This is a genomic window from Anoxybacillus mongoliensis, from assembly GCF_014201515.1.
Lineage (GTDB): Bacteria > Bacillota > Bacilli > Bacillales > Anoxybacillaceae > Anoxybacillus > Anoxybacillus mongoliensis.
The window spans coordinates 207406-226783 of record NZ_JACHEQ010000003.1 but is presented as its reverse complement, the minus strand read 5'-3'; the positions used below and the strand labels follow the sequence as shown (position 1 = coordinate 226783).

27 protein-coding genes are annotated in these 19378 nt (G+C 42.9%); 22 read left to right on the top strand and 5 right to left on the bottom strand.

Annotation, left to right across the window (positions count from 1 at the left end; genetic code table 11):
• Nucleotides 1–17: 17 nt before the first annotated feature.
• From ctaD to HNR43_RS04775, 5 genes are all read left to right on the top strand, one after another.
• Nucleotides 18–1886, top strand: coding sequence for a cytochrome c oxidase subunit I (gene ctaD / locus HNR43_RS04795; protein ID WP_183241757.1), 1869 nt, complete (start codon nucleotides 18–20; stop codon nucleotides 1884–1886).
• A complete protein-coding gene (gene ctaE / locus HNR43_RS04790) occupies nucleotides 1886–2506 on the top strand; it encodes a cytochrome c oxidase subunit III (protein ID WP_055440205.1) in 621 nt (206 codons plus the stop codon). Before ctaD ends, ctaE begins: the two co-directional genes overlap by 1 nt.
• 4 nt (nucleotides 2507–2510) lie before the next feature.
• Nucleotides 2511–2843 carry a cytochrome c oxidase subunit IVB gene (gene ctaF / locus HNR43_RS04785; protein WP_183241755.1) on the top strand — a complete coding sequence of 111 codons (333 nt, stop codon included), beginning with the start codon at nucleotides 2511–2513 and terminating at the stop codon, nucleotides 2841–2843.
• A gap of 83 nt (nucleotides 2844–2926) precedes the next feature.
• The gene (ctaG, locus tag HNR43_RS04780) at nucleotides 2927–3796 is read left to right on the top strand and encodes a cytochrome c oxidase assembly factor CtaG (RefSeq protein WP_183241753.1); all 870 of its coding nucleotides are present in this window, start codon (nucleotides 2927–2929) and stop codon (nucleotides 3794–3796) included.
• A 21-nt stretch (nucleotides 3797–3817) separates the two neighbouring features.
• Complete coding sequence (locus HNR43_RS04775) at nucleotides 3818–4282, top strand: DUF420 domain-containing protein (RefSeq protein WP_183241751.1); 465 nt, start codon at nucleotides 3818–3820, stop codon at nucleotides 4280–4282.
• A gap of 24 nt (nucleotides 4283–4306) precedes the next feature.
• On the opposite strand, the gene ytvI is transcribed toward HNR43_RS04775, so the two are convergent.
• A complete protein-coding gene (ytvI, locus tag HNR43_RS04770; protein WP_183241749.1) occupies nucleotides 4307–5425 on the bottom strand; it encodes a sporulation integral membrane protein YtvI in 1119 nt (372 codons plus the stop codon).
• Here ytvI and HNR43_RS04765 point away from each other — a divergent pair.
• Nucleotides 5412–5672: a hypothetical protein gene (locus HNR43_RS04765; protein ID WP_183241747.1), complete on the top strand. Its 261-nt coding sequence runs from the start codon at nucleotides 5412–5414 to the stop codon at nucleotides 5670–5672. The two genes, ytvI and HNR43_RS04765, sit on opposite strands and share 14 nt — an antisense overlap.
• Before the next feature lie 6 nt (nucleotides 5673–5678).
• Here the strand turns inward: HNR43_RS04765 and HNR43_RS04760 are convergent, their stop codons facing one another.
• Complete coding sequence (locus HNR43_RS04760) at nucleotides 5679–6038, bottom strand: YugN family protein (protein ID WP_183241745.1); 360 nt, start codon at nucleotides 6036–6038, stop codon at nucleotides 5679–5681.
• 131 nt (nucleotides 6039–6169) lie between these two features.
• On the opposite strand from HNR43_RS04760, the gene HNR43_RS04755 reads away from it, so the two are divergent.
• From HNR43_RS04755 to HNR43_RS04725, 7 genes are all read left to right on the top strand, one after another.
• Nucleotides 6170–6586, top strand: a complete 417-nt coding sequence (locus tag HNR43_RS04755; RefSeq protein ID WP_183241743.1) for a CBS domain-containing protein — start codon at nucleotides 6170–6172, stop codon at nucleotides 6584–6586.
• A 102-nt stretch (nucleotides 6587–6688) separates the two neighbouring features.
• Nucleotides 6689–7699, top strand: coding sequence for a CAP domain-containing protein (locus tag HNR43_RS04750; RefSeq protein ID WP_183241742.1), 1011 nt, complete (start codon nucleotides 6689–6691; stop codon nucleotides 7697–7699).
• A 65-nt stretch (nucleotides 7700–7764) separates the two neighbouring features.
• Nucleotides 7765–8094 carry a YlbD family protein gene (locus tag HNR43_RS04745; protein ID WP_183241740.1) on the top strand — a complete coding sequence of 110 codons (330 nt, stop codon included), beginning with the start codon at nucleotides 7765–7767 and terminating at the stop codon, nucleotides 8092–8094.
• 11 nt (nucleotides 8095–8105) lie between these two features.
• Nucleotides 8106–8348, top strand: a complete 243-nt coding sequence (locus HNR43_RS04740) for a YlbE-like family protein (protein ID WP_032101556.1) — start codon at nucleotides 8106–8108, stop codon at nucleotides 8346–8348.
• A gap of 32 nt (nucleotides 8349–8380) precedes the next feature.
• Nucleotides 8381–8752 (top strand): hypothetical protein, encoded by a 372-nt coding sequence (locus HNR43_RS04735; RefSeq protein ID WP_221248175.1) that lies wholly within the window; start codon nucleotides 8381–8383, stop codon nucleotides 8750–8752.
• A 71-nt stretch (nucleotides 8753–8823) separates the two neighbouring features.
• Nucleotides 8824–9273: a YlbF family regulator gene (locus tag HNR43_RS04730; protein WP_183241736.1), complete on the top strand. Its 450-nt coding sequence runs from the start codon at nucleotides 8824–8826 to the stop codon at nucleotides 9271–9273.
• A 22-nt stretch (nucleotides 9274–9295) separates the two neighbouring features.
• Entirely contained in the window at nucleotides 9296–9562 is a 267-nt protein-coding gene (locus HNR43_RS04725) for a YlbG family protein (RefSeq protein ID WP_183241818.1), read from the top strand.
• Between the two features lie 70 nt (nucleotides 9563–9632).
• Here the strand turns inward: HNR43_RS04725 and HNR43_RS04720 are convergent, their stop codons facing one another.
• Complete coding sequence (locus tag HNR43_RS04720; RefSeq protein WP_035046511.1) at nucleotides 9633–10022, bottom strand: DUF7147 family protein; 390 nt, start codon at nucleotides 10020–10022, stop codon at nucleotides 9633–9635.
• 144 nt (nucleotides 10023–10166) lie between these two features.
• On the opposite strand from HNR43_RS04720, the gene HNR43_RS04715 reads away from it, so the two are divergent.
• The 3 genes from HNR43_RS04715 (at nucleotide 10167) to coaD (ending at nucleotide 12827) form a co-directional block, all read left to right on the top strand.
• The gene (locus HNR43_RS04715; RefSeq protein ID WP_183241734.1) at nucleotides 10167–11495 is read left to right on the top strand and encodes a hypothetical protein; all 1329 of its coding nucleotides are present in this window, start codon (nucleotides 10167–10169) and stop codon (nucleotides 11493–11495) included.
• Nucleotides 11496–11760: 265 nt separating this feature from the next.
• Complete coding sequence (gene rsmD, locus HNR43_RS04710) at nucleotides 11761–12327, top strand: 16S rRNA (guanine(966)-N(2))-methyltransferase RsmD (RefSeq protein WP_183241732.1); 567 nt, start codon at nucleotides 11761–11763, stop codon at nucleotides 12325–12327.
• A 2-nt stretch (nucleotides 12328–12329) separates the two neighbouring features.
• The gene (gene coaD / locus HNR43_RS04705; protein WP_183241730.1) at nucleotides 12330–12827 is read left to right on the top strand and encodes a pantetheine-phosphate adenylyltransferase; all 498 of its coding nucleotides are present in this window, start codon (nucleotides 12330–12332) and stop codon (nucleotides 12825–12827) included.
• Here coaD and ylbJ read toward each other — a convergent pair.
• On the bottom strand, nucleotides 12824–14029 hold the full coding sequence (gene ylbJ / locus HNR43_RS04700; protein WP_183241728.1) for a sporulation integral membrane protein YlbJ: 1206 nt from the start codon (nucleotides 14027–14029) through the stop codon (nucleotides 12824–12826). The genes coaD and ylbJ overlap by 4 nt on opposite strands.
• A 99-nt stretch (nucleotides 14030–14128) precedes the next feature.
• Between ylbJ and HNR43_RS04695 the strand changes: the two genes are divergently transcribed.
• On the top strand, nucleotides 14129–14905 hold the full coding sequence (locus HNR43_RS04695) for a patatin-like phospholipase family protein (protein WP_183241726.1): 777 nt from the start codon (nucleotides 14129–14131) through the stop codon (nucleotides 14903–14905).
• Nucleotides 14902–15915 carry a SepM family pheromone-processing serine protease gene (locus HNR43_RS04690; RefSeq protein WP_183241724.1) on the top strand — a complete coding sequence of 338 codons (1014 nt, stop codon included), beginning with the start codon at nucleotides 14902–14904 and terminating at the stop codon, nucleotides 15913–15915. Before HNR43_RS04695 ends, HNR43_RS04690 begins: the two co-directional genes overlap by 4 nt.
• On the opposite strand, the gene HNR43_RS04685 is transcribed toward HNR43_RS04690, so the two are convergent.
• Nucleotides 15907–17112: a nucleotidyltransferase gene (locus tag HNR43_RS04685; RefSeq protein ID WP_183241722.1), complete on the bottom strand. Its 1206-nt coding sequence runs from the start codon at nucleotides 17110–17112 to the stop codon at nucleotides 15907–15909. The genes HNR43_RS04690 and HNR43_RS04685 overlap by 9 nt on opposite strands.
• A 141-nt stretch (nucleotides 17113–17253) precedes the next feature.
• On the opposite strand from HNR43_RS04685, the gene HNR43_RS04680 reads away from it, so the two are divergent.
• The 4 genes from HNR43_RS04680 (at nucleotide 17254) to HNR43_RS04665 (ending at nucleotide 19368) form a co-directional block, all read left to right on the top strand.
• Nucleotides 17254–17769: a YceD family protein gene (locus tag HNR43_RS04680; protein ID WP_183241719.1), complete on the top strand. Its 516-nt coding sequence runs from the start codon at nucleotides 17254–17256 to the stop codon at nucleotides 17767–17769.
• A gap of 63 nt (nucleotides 17770–17832) precedes the next feature.
• Nucleotides 17833–18006, top strand: a complete 174-nt coding sequence (gene rpmF, locus HNR43_RS04675; RefSeq protein WP_003395111.1) for a 50S ribosomal protein L32 — start codon at nucleotides 17833–17835, stop codon at nucleotides 18004–18006.
• Nucleotides 18007–18108: 102 nt separating this feature from the next.
• Entirely contained in the window at nucleotides 18109–18861 is a 753-nt protein-coding gene (locus HNR43_RS04670; RefSeq protein ID WP_246346242.1) for an enoyl-CoA hydratase/isomerase family protein, read from the top strand.
• A 60-nt stretch (nucleotides 18862–18921) separates the two neighbouring features.
• Nucleotides 18922–19368 (top strand): RsfA family transcriptional regulator, encoded by a 447-nt coding sequence (locus HNR43_RS04665; RefSeq protein WP_221248173.1) that lies wholly within the window; start codon nucleotides 18922–18924, stop codon nucleotides 19366–19368.
• Nucleotides 19369–19378 lie beyond the last annotated feature (10 nt).

The window sequence follows — 19378 nt, the reverse complement described above, 5'->3', positions numbered from 1 at the left end:
TAAAGGGAGGTTAAACTGTGAGTACGTTAGCTCGGAAAAAAGGTGTCGGCGCAGTCATTTGGGACTACTTAACAACAGTAGACCATAAAAAGATTGCGATTTTGTACTTAATCGCCGGCGGAATTTTCTTCCTGCTCGGTGGTTTAGAAGCGATGATCATTCGCATTCAGCTCGCCGTGCCAAACAATGACTTCATTAGTGCAGGTTTTTACAATGAAGTGTTAACGATGCACGGAACGACGATGATTTTCCTTGCGGCGATGCCGCTCGTGTTTGCGATGATGAACGCCGTTGTACCGATTCAAATCGGTGCACGCGACGTAGCGTTCCCATTTTTAAACTCGCTTGGATTTTGGTTATTTTTCTTCGGTGGTGTATTTTTAAACTTATCGTGGTTTTTAGGGGGAGCACCTGATGCAGGTTGGACATCGTATGCGTCGTTATCACTTGCATCACCAACCCACGGCATTGACTTTTACGTGTTAGGCTTACAAATTTCTGGTCTCGGAACGTTAATTGGTGGGATTAACTTCCTTGTTACAATCATTAATATGCGTGCACCAGGAATGACATATATGCGCATGCCGATGTTTACATGGGCAACGTTTGTTACATCTGCGCTTATTTTATTCGCGTTCCCACCATTAACAGTCGGTTTAATTTTCATGATGATGGACCGTTTGTTCGGTGGAAACTTCTTTGACCCAGCGCTTGGTGGAAATACGATCATTTGGGAGCACTTATTCTGGATTTTCGGTCACCCAGAAGTATACATTCTCGTATTGCCAGCGTTCGGTATTTTCTCAGAAATTTTCGCAACGTTCTCGCGTAAACGTTTATTCGGTTATTCATCAATGGTATTTGCGACGGTGTTAATCGGATTTTTAGGCTTCATGGTGTGGGCGCACCATATGTTCACCGTTGGTATGGGTCCAATCGCAAACGCTATCTTCGCAGTTGCGACCATGGCGATTGCGGTTCCAACAGGAATTAAAATTTTCAACTGGCTGTTTACGATGTGGGGCGGAAGCATTCGCTTTACGACGCCAATGATGTATGCCGTTGCGTTTATTCCATCGTTCGTTATCGGTGGGGTTACAGGGGTTATGAACGCGACAGCTGCGGCAGACTATCAATACCATGATAGCTATTTCGTCGTTGCGCACTTCCACTACGTTATCGTCGGTGGGGTTGTATTCGCACTACTTGCAGGGGCTCACTATTGGTGGCCAAAAATGTTCGGTAAAATGTTAGATGAAAAATTAGGAAAAGTAACATTCTGGTTGTTCTTTATCGGATTCCATTTAACGTTCTTTATTCAACATTTCCTTGGTTTAATGGGTATGCCACGCCGCGTATTTACATTCTTGCCTGGCCAAGGATTTGAAACAGGAAACATGATTAGTACAATCGGTGCATTTTTCATGGCAGCAGGTACAATCGTATTATTAGCTAACGTTGTTATTACAACAGTAAAAGGAAAACGCGTTGGCAACGATCCTTGGGAAGATGGACGCACATTGGAATGGGCAGTATCTTCGCCAGCGCCAGAATACAACTTTGCGCAAACACCACTTGTGCGTGGCTTAGATGCATATTGGATTGAAAAAATGGAAGGCAAAAAAGGATTAACGCCAGCAGAGCCGCTTGGTGACATTCATATGCCGAATCCATCAATTTTACCGTTTGTCATTTCGCTCGGCTTATTTGTAGCGGCATTCGGTTTCTTGTTCCATCAAGATCATGCGTGGGGAACACCAGTTGGCATCGTTGGGTTGCTCATTACGCTCGGTGCGATGTTCTTCCGTTCAATTATCGACGATCACGGCTTCCATATTCATAAAGAGGAAATAATGGAAGCAGAGAAGAAGGGGGCTGGGGCATAATGCATGTGGAAGAAAAATTAACGGCAGAGACGTTTCCGGCAGAGCCTGAAAAAGCGACCCTTGAAGGGAAAAATAAGTTTTTAGGTTTCTGGTTTTTCCTCGGCGGAGAGACGGTATTATTCGCCTCTCTCTTCGCCACATATTTAGCGCTGAAAGATTCTGTAGCAGGCGGTCCATCCGCAAAAGAATTGTTCCAAATGCCAATCGTCTTTTTAGCGACGATGTTACTACTAACAAGCAGCTTAACGAGCGTATATGCGATGCATCATATGCGCAACTTTGACTTCAAAAAAATGCAACTTTGGCTCGGCATTACCGTATTGCTTGGCGCAGGCTTCTTAGCGCTCGAAATTTACGAGTTTACAGAGTACGTACATGAAGGATTTAAATTTTCAACAAGTGCGTTTTCTTCAGCGTTTTATACGTTAGTTGGTACGCACGGTGGTCACGTCGCGTTCGGTTTACTTTGGATTATTACATTAATGGTTCGTAACGCAAAACGTGGGTTAAACTTATATAATGCACCGAAGTTTTACGTCGCAAGCTTATATTGGCACTTTATCGACGTCGTTTGGGTGTTCATTTTCACGGTCGTATACTTAATGGGAATGGTGGGGTGATTGTATGGCAAATCATACACATGTACAAAACCCAAAAGTAGATGTGCAATATCGCCGTAAAAAAAATGCGGAAGAAATGAAACATCAAATCATTTCATTTACGTTAATGATTTTCTTAACGCTGATCGCCTTTTTTGCGGTTGGATATGAAGGATTTTCAGCTTGGTTTGCTGTACCGTTCATTTTGTTGTTAGCGGTTGTGCAAGTCATTTTCCAACTGTATTACTTTATGCATATGAGCCATAAAGGGCATGAACTTCCAGCGCTTTTCTTATACGGTGGTGTCGTTGTAGCGTTCGTTACCGTTTGGGCGTTTTTAACGATCGTTTGGATTTAAGAAGCTAGCACGTGCTAGCTTCTTTTCTTTTCACGTTTGTTACGTTTGTAGTATAATAAAATCGGAAAAAAAGCGAGGTGAATATGATGCCGTTAAGTATATTTGGTTTTGAAGCGATGTGGAGTCCGTACTTTTTCATTTTTTTAGTCGCTGTGACGATCGCCTATTTTTGGCTCGTAAACCGTTCAAACAAGCCGACGACGACAAAACAAAAAACGTTGTTTGTTACGGCGATTGTTTTGCTTTACATTTGTAAAGGTTCTCCGGTTGATTTGTTAGGTCATTTAATGTTTAGTGCGCATATGACGCAAATGGCTGTTCTTTATTTGATGGTACCGCCGCTTCTCATTAAAGGCATTCCATCGTGGATGTTTGAAGCAATTTTTCGTATTCAAATCATTCGTTCGGCGTTTACATTTTTCACGAAGCCTTTAATTGCGTTGTTTTTGTTTAATGGGATTTTCTCGTTATATCACGTGCCACTTATTTTCGATGTGGTGAAAACGAATATGTGGTTACATGCGCTCATGACGACAGCCATTTTTATCGCTGCCATGATGATGTGGTGGCCGCTTGTTAATGACGTGCGAGGGTTTCCGACTTTATCTGGCTTAAAAAAAATCGGCTACATTTTCGCTGATGGGGTTCTTCTTACACCAGCATGTGCGCTCATTATTTTTGCCGATACGCCGTTATACGCCACATATTATGATCCTGCCGCATGGATGAATGCGTTAGCGCTTTGTGTGCCACAAAGTACGTTATCATCGCTTGAATTGAGCGGGCCGGAAATGTTTAGTTCGATATCACTGTTACACGATCAGCAGCTCGGTGGCGTCTTAATGAAAATCATTCAAGAAATTGTGTATGGAGTCATGTTGTTTTTCATTTTCATCGAATGGTATCGAAAAGAAAGAGATGAAGAAACGATCGGTGTTCAAACGACAAAATGACGAGCAAGGAGAGAGGATACGATGGGTTCGTTACCGATTTTACCTACGATTAGTACAAGCTTTATTGTCATTAGTGCGATTCTTGTAGCGGTTGGCTGGTATTTTATTCGCCAAAAGCAAGTAAAGAAACATGAAAGGACGATGTGGCTTGCTGCTGCTTTTGCGCTTGCCTTTTTCATTATTTATTTGTCACGTACGATTTTTATCGGCAATACAAGCTTCGGCGGTCCAGACGATGTAAAAATATATTATACAATCTTTTTGTTTTTCCACATTTTCTTAGCGACCACGGGTGCCGTTTTTGGCATTGTGACGTTGCTTTCCGCGGTGAAAAAAAATTGGGTACGCCATAAAAAAATTGGCCCAATTACAAGCGTTGTATGGTTTTTCACTGCAACAACAGGCGTTGCTGTTTATTTGCTGTTGTACGTGTTTTACCATGGCGGTGAAACGACATCGGTCATTAAAGCGATTTTAGGATTTTAAAAGAGGGTGACGATTCACCCTCTTTTACAATTTAAAGTTGAATTTAATAATACCTGCTTCTTTCGCTGATTTTAGAGCGATGAGTAAAAGCGGGAATAAGATGAGCCCGAGTGCGCCCATGATTTTTACACCTAAATACATGGAAATAAGTGTCGCGAGCGGCGATAAACCGATATGTGCGCCCATGACTTTAGGCTCAATTGTTCGACGCAAAATAAGTAAAATGACGCCGAGAATCGATAGTTTTGTGGCTAATACGGTGTCCCCCGTGACAAAGTGGAAAATGGCCCACGGTGCCATAATAACGATCGAACCGATAATCGGGATAAAGTCGATCACCCAAATAATAAACGCAGTAAACAACGCCACTTTTGGTGTAATGAGCAACAATCCAACTAGCGATACGGCAAAAATAATTAAACTAACGAGAAATTGCGCTTTCCAAAAACCGAATACGACATACGATAGACGCGACAGCATAAAATGTACTTTTTCTTTCGTTTCCTCTGTTAAATGTGAAAAAATCGCTTCGCGTATTTTTGGTAAGTCGTGCATAAATAAAAATAAAGTAATTAAATAAACGAGAAAGTTGATTAAAAATGTTGGAACGTTCGCAACGAGTACGCTTACTTTATGAAAGCTTAGCGAATCCGTCAGTTGCGTCTTTAATTTTGTTAAAAATAAATCAACTTGATGGCTGAGCTCTGCCACAACGAACGGTGGTAATTTTTCCGTCTGCTTGTACCAACGAGCGACGAGTTCGTTCCAGCCCGCGATCATCTCGTTTAAATATAGTGGTGAATGTCTAAAAAAATGAAACGCTTCCGTCACAATTTTTGTAATAATAAAGTAGCCACTTAAAAACATAAACAACGTAAATAAGCTAAATACAAGGAGTGTGGCGGACTGCCGTTTAAACCCGATCCGTTGTTGAGCCACTTTGACGGCAGGTTCTAAAAAAATAGCAGTAATAAACGCAAATAAAATGGGAACGGCAATCGGAGCGACCCAGTACGTCAATAAGACGATCGCAAGTAAAATAAGAATGATGGATACGGACCGCTTTGGAATTTTTTCAAACAATGAAACGACACCTGCTTTCATTTCATAAATCGTATGGAGGATGTATATGCATAAACCCATTATAACGATTGTTGCGATGAGTGTACAACCGTTTGATGATGTCATATTAGAAGAAGTGAGATTACACGAGCAACAAAAACGATTGACGATTCATATGACCGTTTCTTTGACGATGCATGACAATATGCTCGCTTTATGTGAACGTATTCAAAAACAAGTCATTGACGACATATACGAGATGACAGAAAGAGAGGTGTTTGCTGTTCATCTGTATGTCCGTCGTCTCGTTGACGGAAAAAACGCATGAGCGCGCTCATGCGTTTATGTTTGCAAGACCTTCTTTCACTTTTGCTAAGAGAGCTTCGCATTGGTTCACTAATGACGAAGGAAAGTTTTCGCCCTCACCATATTCGACACCATGTGGATAATAATGTTTGCCAAGCAACGGTTTCATCAGTTTAATGATCGCATGGCGACCACCAACGTCTCCTTCAATGGCATAGCCTTGCACACGCAAATAAAAGACGTCATTTTTAATCTCAAATTTGCGGTCATACGTGACACGGTCGTAATCCCATTGACCTGCACGCACAAAGCCGAGGCTTTCCATCAATTCGTCTAAACGTGCTAATGGCGCTGTTTGATTTTCAATACCTGTATTTTCAAAGCGCATCGTTCATGTCCCCCTTATGTAAAATAAAACATTCCTCCATTAATAATAGTACGAAAGCGCATAACTTTCAATGACGAGCTTCATAATTGTTCCGATTTTGGTGAAACTAATGTGCGAAAGGAGAGATGAATATGACAACAGTAAAAGAAATGATGACGACAGACGTTGAATGTTGTACACCGCTTGATAATATATACGAAGCAGCGGTAAAAATGCGTGATTATAACGTTGGCTCCATTCCTATTGTAGACGGAAATCGACTCGTTGGCATTGTGACAGATCGCGATTTAGTCATACGTGGCATTGCCGAGAAAAAACCAGGTTCGACAGCGGTCACAGAAGTGATGAGCGAACAGCTTGTGACCATTTCACCGGACGCTTCTGTTGCTGAAGCGGCTCAGCTGATGGCAAAACATCAAATTCGCCGCTTGCCTGTTGTAGAAGGCGATACGTTAGTGGGAATGATGTCGCTTGGTGACTTAGCGATTCATGAAGCAAGCGATGAACAAGCAGGAGAAGCATTAACGGAAATCTCGCAATATCATTAACGAGTAAAGGCTATGTTTGCGCATAGCCTTATTTTTTAGTGTTGTAATGTAGGCAAGCTGTATATAATGGAAGTATATACAACAGCTAAGGGAGAATGGTGCATGCGTTGGATAGTGGCACTTATCGTTATTTTTATTTTCATTTTTTATTTTTTCCCAACAGATGAACAAGCTCCGTTAAACGATACATCCATGATGAGTGAACAAACGAGCGAGAAAACTGTTGCTGAAGGGTTAGGGTCATGGATCGGAAAGACGGAAGAAGAAGTAAAACAAACATTTGGACAGCCAGCCCGCATCGATCCGTCCGCTTACGGCTACGTATGGTGGATATATAATAACCCGAAAACGTATATGCAAATCGGTATTCTTGATGGACGAGTCGTCACAATTTATGCGTGTGGACCGGAAGTGAACGTTGCCCCGTTTCAGTTCAATCGCTCAATTAACGAGCTGCTACAAACGATGCCACTTCACGATGAAATCCATGTGCAACTAGACGATGGGGTATATCGCTTCCAATTGACTGAGGAAGATTTACTCATTCAACCGCTTCTTTCGTTTGGTGATGTGTACGTGCAGCTGTATATTGATCGGTTTACCGGCAAATTATCAAGTATTCGCTGGGTGGACGGGGAGACGTTAGTGAAGCTTCGTCCATATGAACTCGAATATCGTGGTCCGTTACCGAGCGTGGAAATGGATGAAACGTTCGAAAAAAAACTCGAGCAAGCAAACGCACAACAAATTTTTGATATAACAAACGTGATGCGCATACGTCACGGTGTTCCTCCACTCGAATGGGATGAACGTGTAGCGAAAGTGGCATACGAACATAGTGAAGATATGGCTGAAAATCACTTTTTTGCACACGAGTCCCCAACAAATGGCGATTTAAAGCAACGACTAACAAAAGCAAACGTTCGTTTTGAGCTAGCAGGAGAAAATATTGCCTCGGAATATGTCGATGGACCAGCGGTTGTCGAAGCGTGGCTCAACAGCCGTAGCCATCGACAAACGTTGTTAAATGCCGAGTTCACCCATTTAGGCGTTGGTGTATATAAACGTTATTATACGCAAAACTTTATTCGTCCTTTTTCCGAGCCAAAATAGGCGCACGCATTGGCTGTTCGGTCGTAATATATGATAGGCAAACAAACAAGAAAGGAGCGGCCGATATGTCAATCGAACAATTTAAACAGTTTGTGAAAAAACATCCGAAACTAATTGAAGAAGTGCGCCAAGGGAAAAAAACGTGGAAAGAGTTATATAACGATTGGTACGTGTTTGGCGAAGACGACAATATGTGGGATGAATATCGAACAACCGAGGTCAAACAAGAGCAAGGAGACTTGATGCAAAAGTTAGCAAGTTACGTCAAACATCTCGACGTCAACGAACTTCAAACGTACATTACAAACGTTCAGCAAGCGATTACGTCTATTCAAGAAGTCGTCCGCCAAATGCAGCAGACGAAGAAAGATCCATTTTCGTTTCGAAAAGATTAAGGAGATATGCGATGAGAAAAGACGTATACGAATACATCATAGCGAAGCCAAAGCTTCATCAATTTTTACGTGAACAGCCGACATGGTATCGGCGACTTGCAAGACGCCCGATGGATATAAAAGAAATGGAAAAACAAATGCGTCACTATTATAAACAGACGCTACCGCATAAAGTGGAACGAGTTGTTCAAACGATCGAAATGGCAAAAATGATGATGGCGATGATGAAAGTGATGAAGGACACTCATAATTAGACGAGAAACGCAAACACTATCACTACGAAAGGATGGTGAAAGTGTTGCGCTTCTTTTTTTTATGTGTTGCGCTATTGTTTTCAACGTTTATGTCTAATCATCACCTAGTTGCTTTTGCTGAACAGAAACAGGCGTTATTTGTGAAACATCATGTCAAAGGAAATAACGTCTTTGTCGAATGCATTGTCGACCAGTTTACTTTTACGAAAGGCACGCATCCAAAAAAAGATGGACAAGGACGTATTCATATTTACGTCAATGGCAAAAGAGTGAGCGAAACGACAACGGCCGCTTTCGTCATTCGCGGTTTGCCTGTTGGAAAGCATACGATTCGATTGGAGCTTGTCCATAACGATGCAAGTAAATACAACGTTTCACACGAATTTACGGTAACGATCCCATAAGTCTGGAGCAACCAGACTTATTTGTTTTGTGGACGAAATCATGATATGATAACGTTGTGGAGGTGTTGCTCGTGCTTGTAGCAACGGTCGAACGATTGCAGTTACTAGATTTTGCTGAAGAGCTTGGCAAAATGATTGTCGAATCAGACGTGGCGGAGAAATACCGTCGCTGTTTTTATCATATGCAACAAGATGAGAAAGCGCAGCAACTTATTCGCCAGTTCATTCAGGTGAAAGAACGATACGAAGATGTGCAACGCTTTGGTAAATATCATCCAGACTACAAAGAAGTGACGAAACAAGTGCGCGAGGCAAAACGCGAACTTGATTTATACGAGCCGATTGCCGCATTTAAACAAGCAGAAAAAGAAATGCAGTCGCTGTTAGATGAAATTAGCACGATGATCGGTCGTGCCGTATCCGAAAACATTAAAGTACCGACAGGAAATCCGTATTTTGACGCTTTATCTTGCGGAGGAGGATGCGGATCTGGCGGTGCGTGCGGCTGTCGGACGAAGTGAGAAAAGGGGGATGGGGTTTTTTATGTTTCCGATGCGTCAAGGAATTATCGTTTGGTTGTATTCGTTAAAACATAGTAAGCAGTTGAGGAGATATGGAAACGTTCATTACGTGTCGAAACGATTAAAATATGCTGTTTTATATTGCAACATGGACGAAGCAGAAGATGTGATGAAAAAAATCGCTTCACTCCCGTTCGTAAAACGCGTCGAACCTTCATATCGCCCGTACGTAAAGGTCGAATTTGAATCGAAAGTCGATAAAGAAAAAGAATACGAATATGGAATATAAAAAGGATGTCGCGGTTAGACATCCTTTTTTTAAAAGGTAAGAAAGATTAGGCGAGCGCTTTGTGCTTTTCTTATTGTAATGGCGGAATAAACCGATTCATGCGCATAATGCCAATTAAATGCTGGTAGTATAGTTGTAAGTCGGCAAAAAAGTTGGATGGTTTGACGTCCAAATGAACAATTTCTTGATTTAATTGTTTCGCTAACTCGATAAACAGTTCATATCGTTTTGTCACTTTCACAGACGGATGTGGAATGCCTTCACGGCAAATGTATAGCGGTTGAAAATCGCCAGGATCCGTCGGATGAAGCACAACGACGAACGACGTGACCGCTTTGCCGTCTTTCATCGTATGAAAAGCAAACAAACCGGACAAGCGATGACGGTTTGATTTCGCAATTTCGATGAGCTCATAAATGTCAGAATACCCTTCCCCTAATTCAATAAAACGTTGAATCATCACCATTCCCTCACTTTATGTTTTCTTTCCTCATTTTACTTTAACACGTTCAACTTTTTTCGACAATTAGTGAAAACGGTGTATGACAACGCGTTGAAATTTTGCTATTGTTATAATATAAACTGCTAAATGAGGAGCCTTCGTATGTGGAAAGTAGCTTTTATTTCAACGCTCCTTTTCCTAGGCGTTAGCGCAGGAGCTTTATATTATCAATGGGACGAATATCATACGGAAGCGACGAAACAATCGGTGTTGCAACATGATATTGAAGCGACATTTACGGGAAAAACGATTGAAGTCGTTCATCATATACGCGGGGCTGTGGCTGACACATATGAAGTGACAGTGCCAGAAGAAGTAAAAGACGTTTCGTGTTCAAATGAAAAGGGATGCGTGAAACGACAAAACGAGAAAATGGTTGTAGACGTACCGAAGACCGGAAAGCTTTCCATGACGTATCGCGTGTCGATTGAGCCAAAAGAGCCGCTTTTCATTCAAGCATGGCTCGTTCGTTTTCATACGACACAACCACAACGAACAAACATATCGCTGACTGATGTTGTTCATCCGAAAGGAGTATGGGCAGCAGATGGAAAGCTCGTTGGCTATGTATATAAACCATCTTTTTCATTTTTCATGTGGGAGAAAACAGGCGGACAAACCGTTCCGCTTTATTTTCAATCTCAACCGTTACGTCCAATGTTCAACGATAATTTAGTCGTATATGCGACAAAACCACTTCATCAAACAGCGTTATCGTTTTGGAAGGAAAGCGATGTACAAACGTTAATTGTTACTTCATCGCGTCTGCAATATATGACGCCGACGTTTGTCATTATACCGAATACGTCTTCTTTGGCGAACGTGCAGCGTACCTACGTTCGTGTGCAGTTACAGCAACGTTTTCCAAATAGCGTTGTTCCTGATTGGATATGGGATTTGCTCGTTTCATATATGACAAAAACTGAGCCGCTGACCAAAAAAGCAAAACTTGTTTTTCAACAATTGCAACAAACATTAACGAAAGAAGAACAACAAACGTTTTGGACGCTCATCAACGCAAACGCTGGTCAACCGCTGACGATGAAAAAGCTAGACGGATGGCTTGGAGAAGCGTATGGAGGAAATACGACATTTTTTCAAGATGAACAATCGTACATGACATTTACAGAACGGAAAATGCTCGTCGTTAACGACGTAAAATTGCCGAATGCGCACGTTTTATTAAAAGACGGTCAACAACTATTCCCGTTCGTTCCAATTATGCGCACGCTTGGCTATACGGTTCAACGTTCAGGCGAAGCGGTATTTATTGAAAAAGGTAGTGCCCGTTGGCGCTTTTTTACAAACAGCACGAATGCGGTCATTCGAGAATGGGATGGAGCGTTATACATTGAACGGACAGAGTTCCCGAAATGGTTTTCAGTTTACATTAGCGAAACGAACGAAGAAATATACGTAGTCGGCCAATAAGATAAAAAAAATGCCCTGTGGCATATGCCGCAGGGTCCCTTCCATTCTTTTTCAGCTAAGCCGAAAAAGAGAAGGAAAAAAGGGAGAGGAGAAACCGGAGGAAGAACTTATGGGGAACGTAAGTCTTCTCCGTGGTTGGCAACAACATCATCAACGATGTTGTTACTATCAGTATGACCATTGTTTTGAATTGTATACATCTTCATCATTTTTTTCCTTACAACCATTTGGTTATGATATGATCATAAAAGCGAGGTGAAATATGATGAGAGTCATATCAGGGAAGTGTAAAGGAAAAACGCTTCAGGCCGTTCCTGGAATGACGACACGTCCAACGACAGATAAAGTGAAAGAAGCGATGTTTAATATGATTGGTCCGTATTTTTCTGGCGGGCTTGGTCTCGATTTATTTGGCGGAAGCGGTGGGCTTGGGATCGAAGCGTTAAGTCGCGGATTAGAGCGCGTCATTTTCGTCGATCATGATGCGAAGGCAGTTCAAACGATGAAAAAAAACGTGGCTGCCTGTCGTTTGACCGACCAAGCTGAAATTTATCGCAACGATGCCGAGCGCGCGTTGAAAGCGATCGTGAAAAGAGGATTGACATTTCGTTTAATTTTTCTTGATCCGCCTTACAAAAATAAGCAGTTGGAAGCGCTTATCGCAATCATCGATGCGCATCAGCTTTTAGAACGGGATGGTTTTCTTGTTGCGGAGCACGATGCGGAAGTCGAGCTTCCTATTCACATCGGACGTTTAACTAAAGTGAAATATGAAACGTATGGCATTACGGCTGTATCGATTTACGCTTACGTAGACGAGGAAGGAGAATAAAGATGGCAAGCATTGCGGTATGCCCGGGAAGTTTTGATCCTGTCACATATGGGCATTTAGACATTATTCGCCGTGGGGCGAAAGTGTTTGATAAAGTATATGTTGTCGTATTAAACAATTCATCCAAAAAACCGCTATTTTCAACAGAAGAGCGAGTACAGCTACTTGAAGAAGTAACAAAAGATTTACATAACGTCGTCGTTGACTCTTATCAAGGCTTGCTAGTCGATTACGCTCGTAGCAAACACGCAAGCGCCATTTTGCGCGGCTTGCGTGCTGTTTCCGACTTTGAATACGAAATGCAAATTACATCAATGAACCGCGTATTAAACGAGCAAATTGAAACGTTTTTTATGATGACGAACAACCAATACGCCTTTTTAAGCTCAAGCATCGTCAAAGAAGTCGCGAAATATAACGGCAACATTTCTGAACTTGTGCCAAAAGTTGTGGAAGAAGCGCTTCGAAAAAAGTTTGCACATGCAGAAAACCACCTTTAAACAGGTGGTTTTTCACGTCGGAAAGCGATAATGACATATAAAAGGCATACGGTAGCGGTCACAAAAAAGCCGTATTGTTCGATCCAATGTATGTATAACATCGGCCAACGGATCGTCGCTTCTGGAAGCCAAACGGGCAACGTTTCTGCTGATTCGAGCGGCTGAACATAAAGCGGCTCCCAAAGTAAGAATGCGAAAAAAGAAGCAAAAAATCCATGGAAAATACGAGCGACAAAAAACGGCTGAAAGCGAATATGAGCTTCCGCTAAAATGCTTGCGACTTGTGCTTGTACAGAAAAGCCGCCGAAAGCGAGAATAAAGCTTGTGATCATGACTTTTTGTAATAGCGTTGCACTTGTTACTTCGCTCGTCATTTGGCTGCCGAGTGTAATTTCAAATAACCCTGCGATGAATGGAACGCTTAATTCGCTCGGTAAATGAAAAAGGGCTAAGGCGTATTGTACGATGTCGGCGAGCCATTTCGTTATGTTTGTAATATAAAGCAACTTATTTAAAACGGAAAATAAAATAATAAATCCACCGATCATTAAAAGAGTTTGAATGGAGGAACGAACCGCATCTCCAAGCAGCTTTCCGATCGCTTGGCTATGTTTTAAACGCGTTTCATGCATCGCGCGAAACGCTTGACGCAAAAGGCTCTTTTTTTGTTTTGGCGTCGCGTCGTTTTCATCTTTTCCGTGAAAGCGCATCATGAACCCGACGCAAATGTTGCCGAGATAATGAGATAAAGCAAGAATCATACCGATGTTTGGATTATGAAAAAATCCGACGGAAATCGCACCGAAAATAAAAAGCGGATTAGACGAATTTGTAAACGAAACGAGCCGTTCTGCCTCAATGGCGGAAAGTTGTTGTTGCTGTCTTAAGCGAGCGGTCAGTTTTGCGCCGGCAGGGTATCCCGAAGCCATGCCCATCGCCCAAACGAACCCACCGATGCCTGGGACTTTAAACACCGGACGCATGAGCGGCTCAAGCAATACGCCGAGAAAATGAACGACACCAAAACCGATTAAAATTTCTGATACAATAAAAAAAGGAAGAAGGGAAGGAAAAACGACATTCCACCACATATGTAATCCGCGTACCGCTGCTTCAAATGAATGTTGCGGATAGCGAAGCAATGCGATACATAAACAAATAATGATCGATGATAACAGCAATGTTTTCCATTTTTCTTTCATCGTTCGTTGGCCTCCTCATTCGCCGATCGTACTCGTTTTAATATACGAGTATATGTGGACATTTTAGACCATAGTATTGAACAGGAAGGGGGAGCGGGAATGAAAATCGGGTTGGCGTTAGGCTCTGGCGGTGCGCGCGGTTTTGCACATGCCGGGGTCATCAAAGTGTTAGAAGAAGAAAACATTCCAATTCATATGATTGCCGGCAGTAGCATGGGGGCACTCGTCGGAGCGTTGTACGCGTCAGGCATGTCAACGGAACGATTATATCGGCTTGCGACAGCGTTTCGGCGCAACGATTACATCGATTGGACCGTACCAAAAATGGGGCTCATTGCTGGGCGCCAAATTAAACATTTCATCTCAGTCATAACAAAACAAAAACGTATTGAAGATACGCGCATTCCATTGGCGATCGTCGCGACCGATTTACAAAAAGGCGAGAAAGTCGTGTTTCGGCAAGGAAGTATAGCGGATGCGGTGCGCGCGAGCATTTCCATTCCCGGCATTTTTGTGCCAGAACGTTTGAATGACCGCCTGCTCGTTGATGGTGGGGTGATCGATCGCGTACCAGCGACCGTTGTGCGCGAGATGGGTGCTGACGTCGTCATCGCTGTCGATGTCGCTTCCGTGAAAAAAAACGATACGGTCACATCCATATTCGATGTCATTTTACAAAGTTTAGACATTATTCAAGCGGAACTCGCTTCCCACCGCATCGCCCAAGCCGATGTCGTCATTCGGCCATCGCTTGAGCGTTACAGTTCATATGCGTTTACCCATGCGAAAGAGATGATTCAAATGGGGGAGGAAGCAGCGCGTCAACAGCTTCCTATCATTCGTCAATTGCTTGCAGAGAAGGGGTTTAAACAATGACTAAAAGACTGTATATTCGAGTAACGATCATTATTGCACTACTACTCGCTTTTGCGACTTTTTTTCACTTACCGTATTACGTGACGATGCCTGGAACGGCGGAGCCGCTACGGCCGCTCGTGGAAGTACAAGGCGGTTATAAGGAAAAAGGACAATTTATGTTAACGACCGTTCGCATGGGGCAAGCCAATCTTTTTTCGTTTGCGCTTGCGCATGTGAGTAAATATAACGAGCTATATCGCATGGATGAAGTAAGACAAGAAGGGGAAAGCGACGAAGAATATACACACCGTCAATTGAAAATGATGGAAAATTCAAAAGAGACCGCCATTGCCGTCGCCTACAAAAAAGCAAACAAATCGTTTTCGTATCGAAATAAAGGGGTATATGTGTTGTATGTTGTTGACGGCATGCCGGCAGCAAACGTGTTAAAAAGTGGTGATCAAATTGTAGCGGTGGACGGACAACATCTTGATGAAGCGGACGAATTTATTCAATACATTAGCGGAAAGAAAAAAGGAGATCGTGTTCGTGTCACATATAGACGGTCAGGAAAGGAAAAAACAGCGACGTTGACACTTGCGCCGTTTCCGAAAGAAAAAAATCGCGTCGGTCTCGGGCTTTCCGTCATGACCGATCGCGATATCGTTACTGACCCACCTGTCCGCATTGAATCTGATCAAATTGGCGGACCTTCTGCTGGACTTATGTTTACGCTTGAAGTGTACAATCAACTCGTTCCGCAAGATTTAACGAAAGGCTATCGTATTGCCGGTACAGGAACGATCAATATCGACGGCGAAGTCGGACCAATTGGCGGCATTTCACAAAAGGTGATCGCAGCCCATAAAGCAGGAGCGGACATTTTCTTCGCACCGAACGAACGTGGAGCGAAACATTCCAATTACAAAGAAGCGGTCAAAACAGCAAAAGATATCGGCACAAAGATGAAAATTGTACCTGTCGACACGTTCGATGATGCGATTCGATTTTTACAAAAATTATCGTAACGGAGGGGTTTTGTATTCACGTTGCAACGCTTCCGTCCAAAGCGGCTCAGGCAAAATCGAAACATAGGCTTGCGTCGCTTTTTTTTCGATATGATATATAGCATCGTGTCGCATTTGTTTGACGCTTGTCACAAGAGGCAACGCCATTTGTTTTTTAACCGCTTGTAAATACGCTCTCCCTGTTTCGTTCATCGCCAATGGGCGAACGTATGTTGCATCTTTGTTTTCATGTGCTTTTTCCATTTCTTTTTTTGTGACGTTCGTTAATATATGTGTGCATATGCGTTGCAACCGCGTCCACGTATATCGTTTCGTTTTGACAGCCAAAAGAAAATCGTGAAACGATGTGGCGTGAATGATCGCTTTTTTTAGTCGATATTCAATTCCTTCTTCCACTTCAGCAATTTGCTGAATGTCGTCTACATTCATCGTCAATAATCGGTATTTTAAAAGCGGAAAATATTTCTCCCAATCGTGCCACGTTGTATATGTATGGCGATACGTTTGTAACGTGTCATATGTTGTATGCGGAACATAGCGTGCGACATCGTCGTGATCGGACTGTAAAAAACGGCGAATGCTTGTTGCGCTCGCAATGCTTTGATTAGCAGGAAGCGTCTGATCGTGATAATGAGCAACGATTCGCTGAATCGTCTCTGGTTTTATATTGCTTCGTTGTTCGATCATCGCTTTGACGTAATGCAACCCTAAAATGTTATTCGGTTGTGAAACGTCAAGCGTGTCGTGTCCAATGTCATGAAGGGCAAGCGCATACGCTTTTGCATAGTTGATGCCTTGGCGTACATATTGTTTTACTTTTTCGTTATGTTGTTCTTTTTTATAAATGAGCAGCTGAGCTGTTTTTATAAACGGTTCGATGCTTCCGTGCTCGCTTCCGAAACATAATTGCTCGCAAAAAAGCGCATCGAGAATCGAAACAGCGCCGTGGGCGAATCGTTCCGCCGTTTGAACGGCAAATGAATAAGGGAGTTCAACGACGAGATCGACGCCGCCTGCAAGCGCCATGCGGGCGCGCTCCCATTTTGGCACGATCGCCGGTTCCCCTCGTTGCGTAAATGAACTACTCATGACGGCAATGACGCAGTCTGCGTTCGTTTTTTTTCTCGTTTGTTGCACATGATATAAATGCCCGTTATGAAACGGATTGTATTCGACAACGATGCCGACCGCTTTCATTTGTTGTCCACCTTTCTTTTTTATGTAAAACGTGATACAGTGAGTATAAGTCGATTATAATGGAAGTAGTGTAAAGAAAAAATATTGACAAAACCGTTGTTCAAACGTATAATTTTCTTTGTTGTCTTGAGGTGATTATCATTGAGATGGTCTATTCATCAACTTCATCAGTTGCAACATAAAGGGTTGACGATTGACGAAATGGCCGATGTGTCCGAGCTAAAAGAGGTGGACGCTTCCATTCGCGACATTTCACCTGTTCGTATTCACGGACGGGCAGACGTGAGTGCGAAAAAGTTTACGTTCCACTTAACGATCGAAGGGACGATGCAACTCCCTTGTTCTCGTACGCTTGTAGACGTGTCGTACCCATTCGCAATCGAAAGCACAGAAACGTTTTTTTTGAACGATTATGATGCAACAGATGAAGAGTCGCATGTTGTTCAAGGAGATGCGATCGACTTAATGCCGATCGTCAAAGAACTTATTCTTCTTGAAGTGCCGATGCAAGTATTTAGCGAGCAACCGGATCATCCCGATGCCGTTCCGCAATCCGGAAAAGGATGGACGGTCATTTCGGAAGAAGAATATGAAAATAAAATTGATCCGCGTCTTGCGAAGCTAGCGAAGTTTTTCGAAAACAAAAATGAATCTTAAGGGAAGATCCGGAACTACACCGGCCTCCATATTCGCCTAAATCTCTTTAAGGAGGTGGAAATGATGGCAGTACCTTTTAGAAGAACATCGAAAATGAAAAAGAGACTACGTCGTACGCACTTCAAATTGCGCGTACCTGGTATGGTAGAATGCCCAAACTGCGGTGAAATGAAACTTGCTCATCGCGTATGTAAAGTTTGTGGAACATACAAAGGAAAAGACGTTGTAAACAAATAAGAAAAGCGCGGGGAATTGTCCTTGCGCTTTTCTTATTTTGAAGGAAAAATGCGCGAGGAAGCGAATAAAAAGAGCGTACATGCAGTGAAGGGGAGAGGGAGAATGATTGAAAAACAACATAGTATCGTCTGGTTCACGATTTGTCGTCCGGCAAGACGAAATGCGATTGATTATGCAGTCATGGACGAACTCGAGCAAGCGCTTACGCTCGTTGAACACGACGATGATGCGAAAGTGCTTGTCATTACAGGAGAAGGAGAAGATGCGTTTTGTGCGGGTGGCGACTTACAAGCGTTTCATCAACTTCAAACAAAAGAAGAAGCGCATGGGATGTTAGCAAAAATGGGGAATATTTTATATCGTTTATTGACGTTACCAAAACCAACGGTTGCTTTAATCAATGGAACGGCGATCGGCGGAGGTTGTGAATTAGCGACCGCATGCGATTTTCGTTTCGCACGTGCCGGGGCGCGCCTTGGATTTGTGCAAGCGAATTTAGCGATCACAACCGGCTGGGGTGGGGCCGCGATGTTGTTTGAAAAAATGCCGTATGATCAAGCGCTCGATATATTGTTACGCGCGCAAACAATGACAGCGGAAGAAGCAGCGCATATTGGCTTCGTTCATCGTATTTTTCCGGACTCGTTGCGCGAACGATGTGAAAAAGAGTTAACGGATTATACGAATAAATCGACGGCCGTCTTGCGCGCTTACAAAGAAGCCGCGGTGGCACGTTGGAAAACCGAAGCATTTCGTCAGCGCTTTTTCCTTGAAATTGAGCGATGTGCATATTTATGGGAAAGCGAGGAGCACAATGAAGCGGTACAATCATTTTTAGCCAAACGAAACAAATAGTCGTCTATCTTCTCTATTAGCTGCATACCCATATAGTAAATGCAGCGAGGAGGGATAGAAATGATGCGCCAAGATGCATGGACAGAAGAAGAAGATGTATTGCTTGCTGAAACGGTGTTAGCTTTCGTGAGGGAAGGTGGCACACAATTACGAGCGTTTGAAGAGGTAGGAAAAAAACTATCGCGAACGGCAGCCGCTTGTGGTTTTCGTTGGAACGCATACGTGCGCAAAAAATATGAAGATGCACTAGAGCTTGCGAAACAACAACGAAAAAAGAAAAAAGAGCCACAACCGCCTGAACGTGACATGACGTTACAAGATGTCATCTCCTTCTTACAAACGTTGCAACAGCGTGGGGAAGGACAACAAGAAATCGAACAGTTGCACGAACAAGTACGGACGCTTCAAAAAGAAAAAGAAGAGCTCGAAAAGCAACTACAAGCGGTACAACAAGAATATCAGGCGGTGATGCACATTTTAGAACGTGCACGCCAATTGTCTATATAGTAGCTGATAG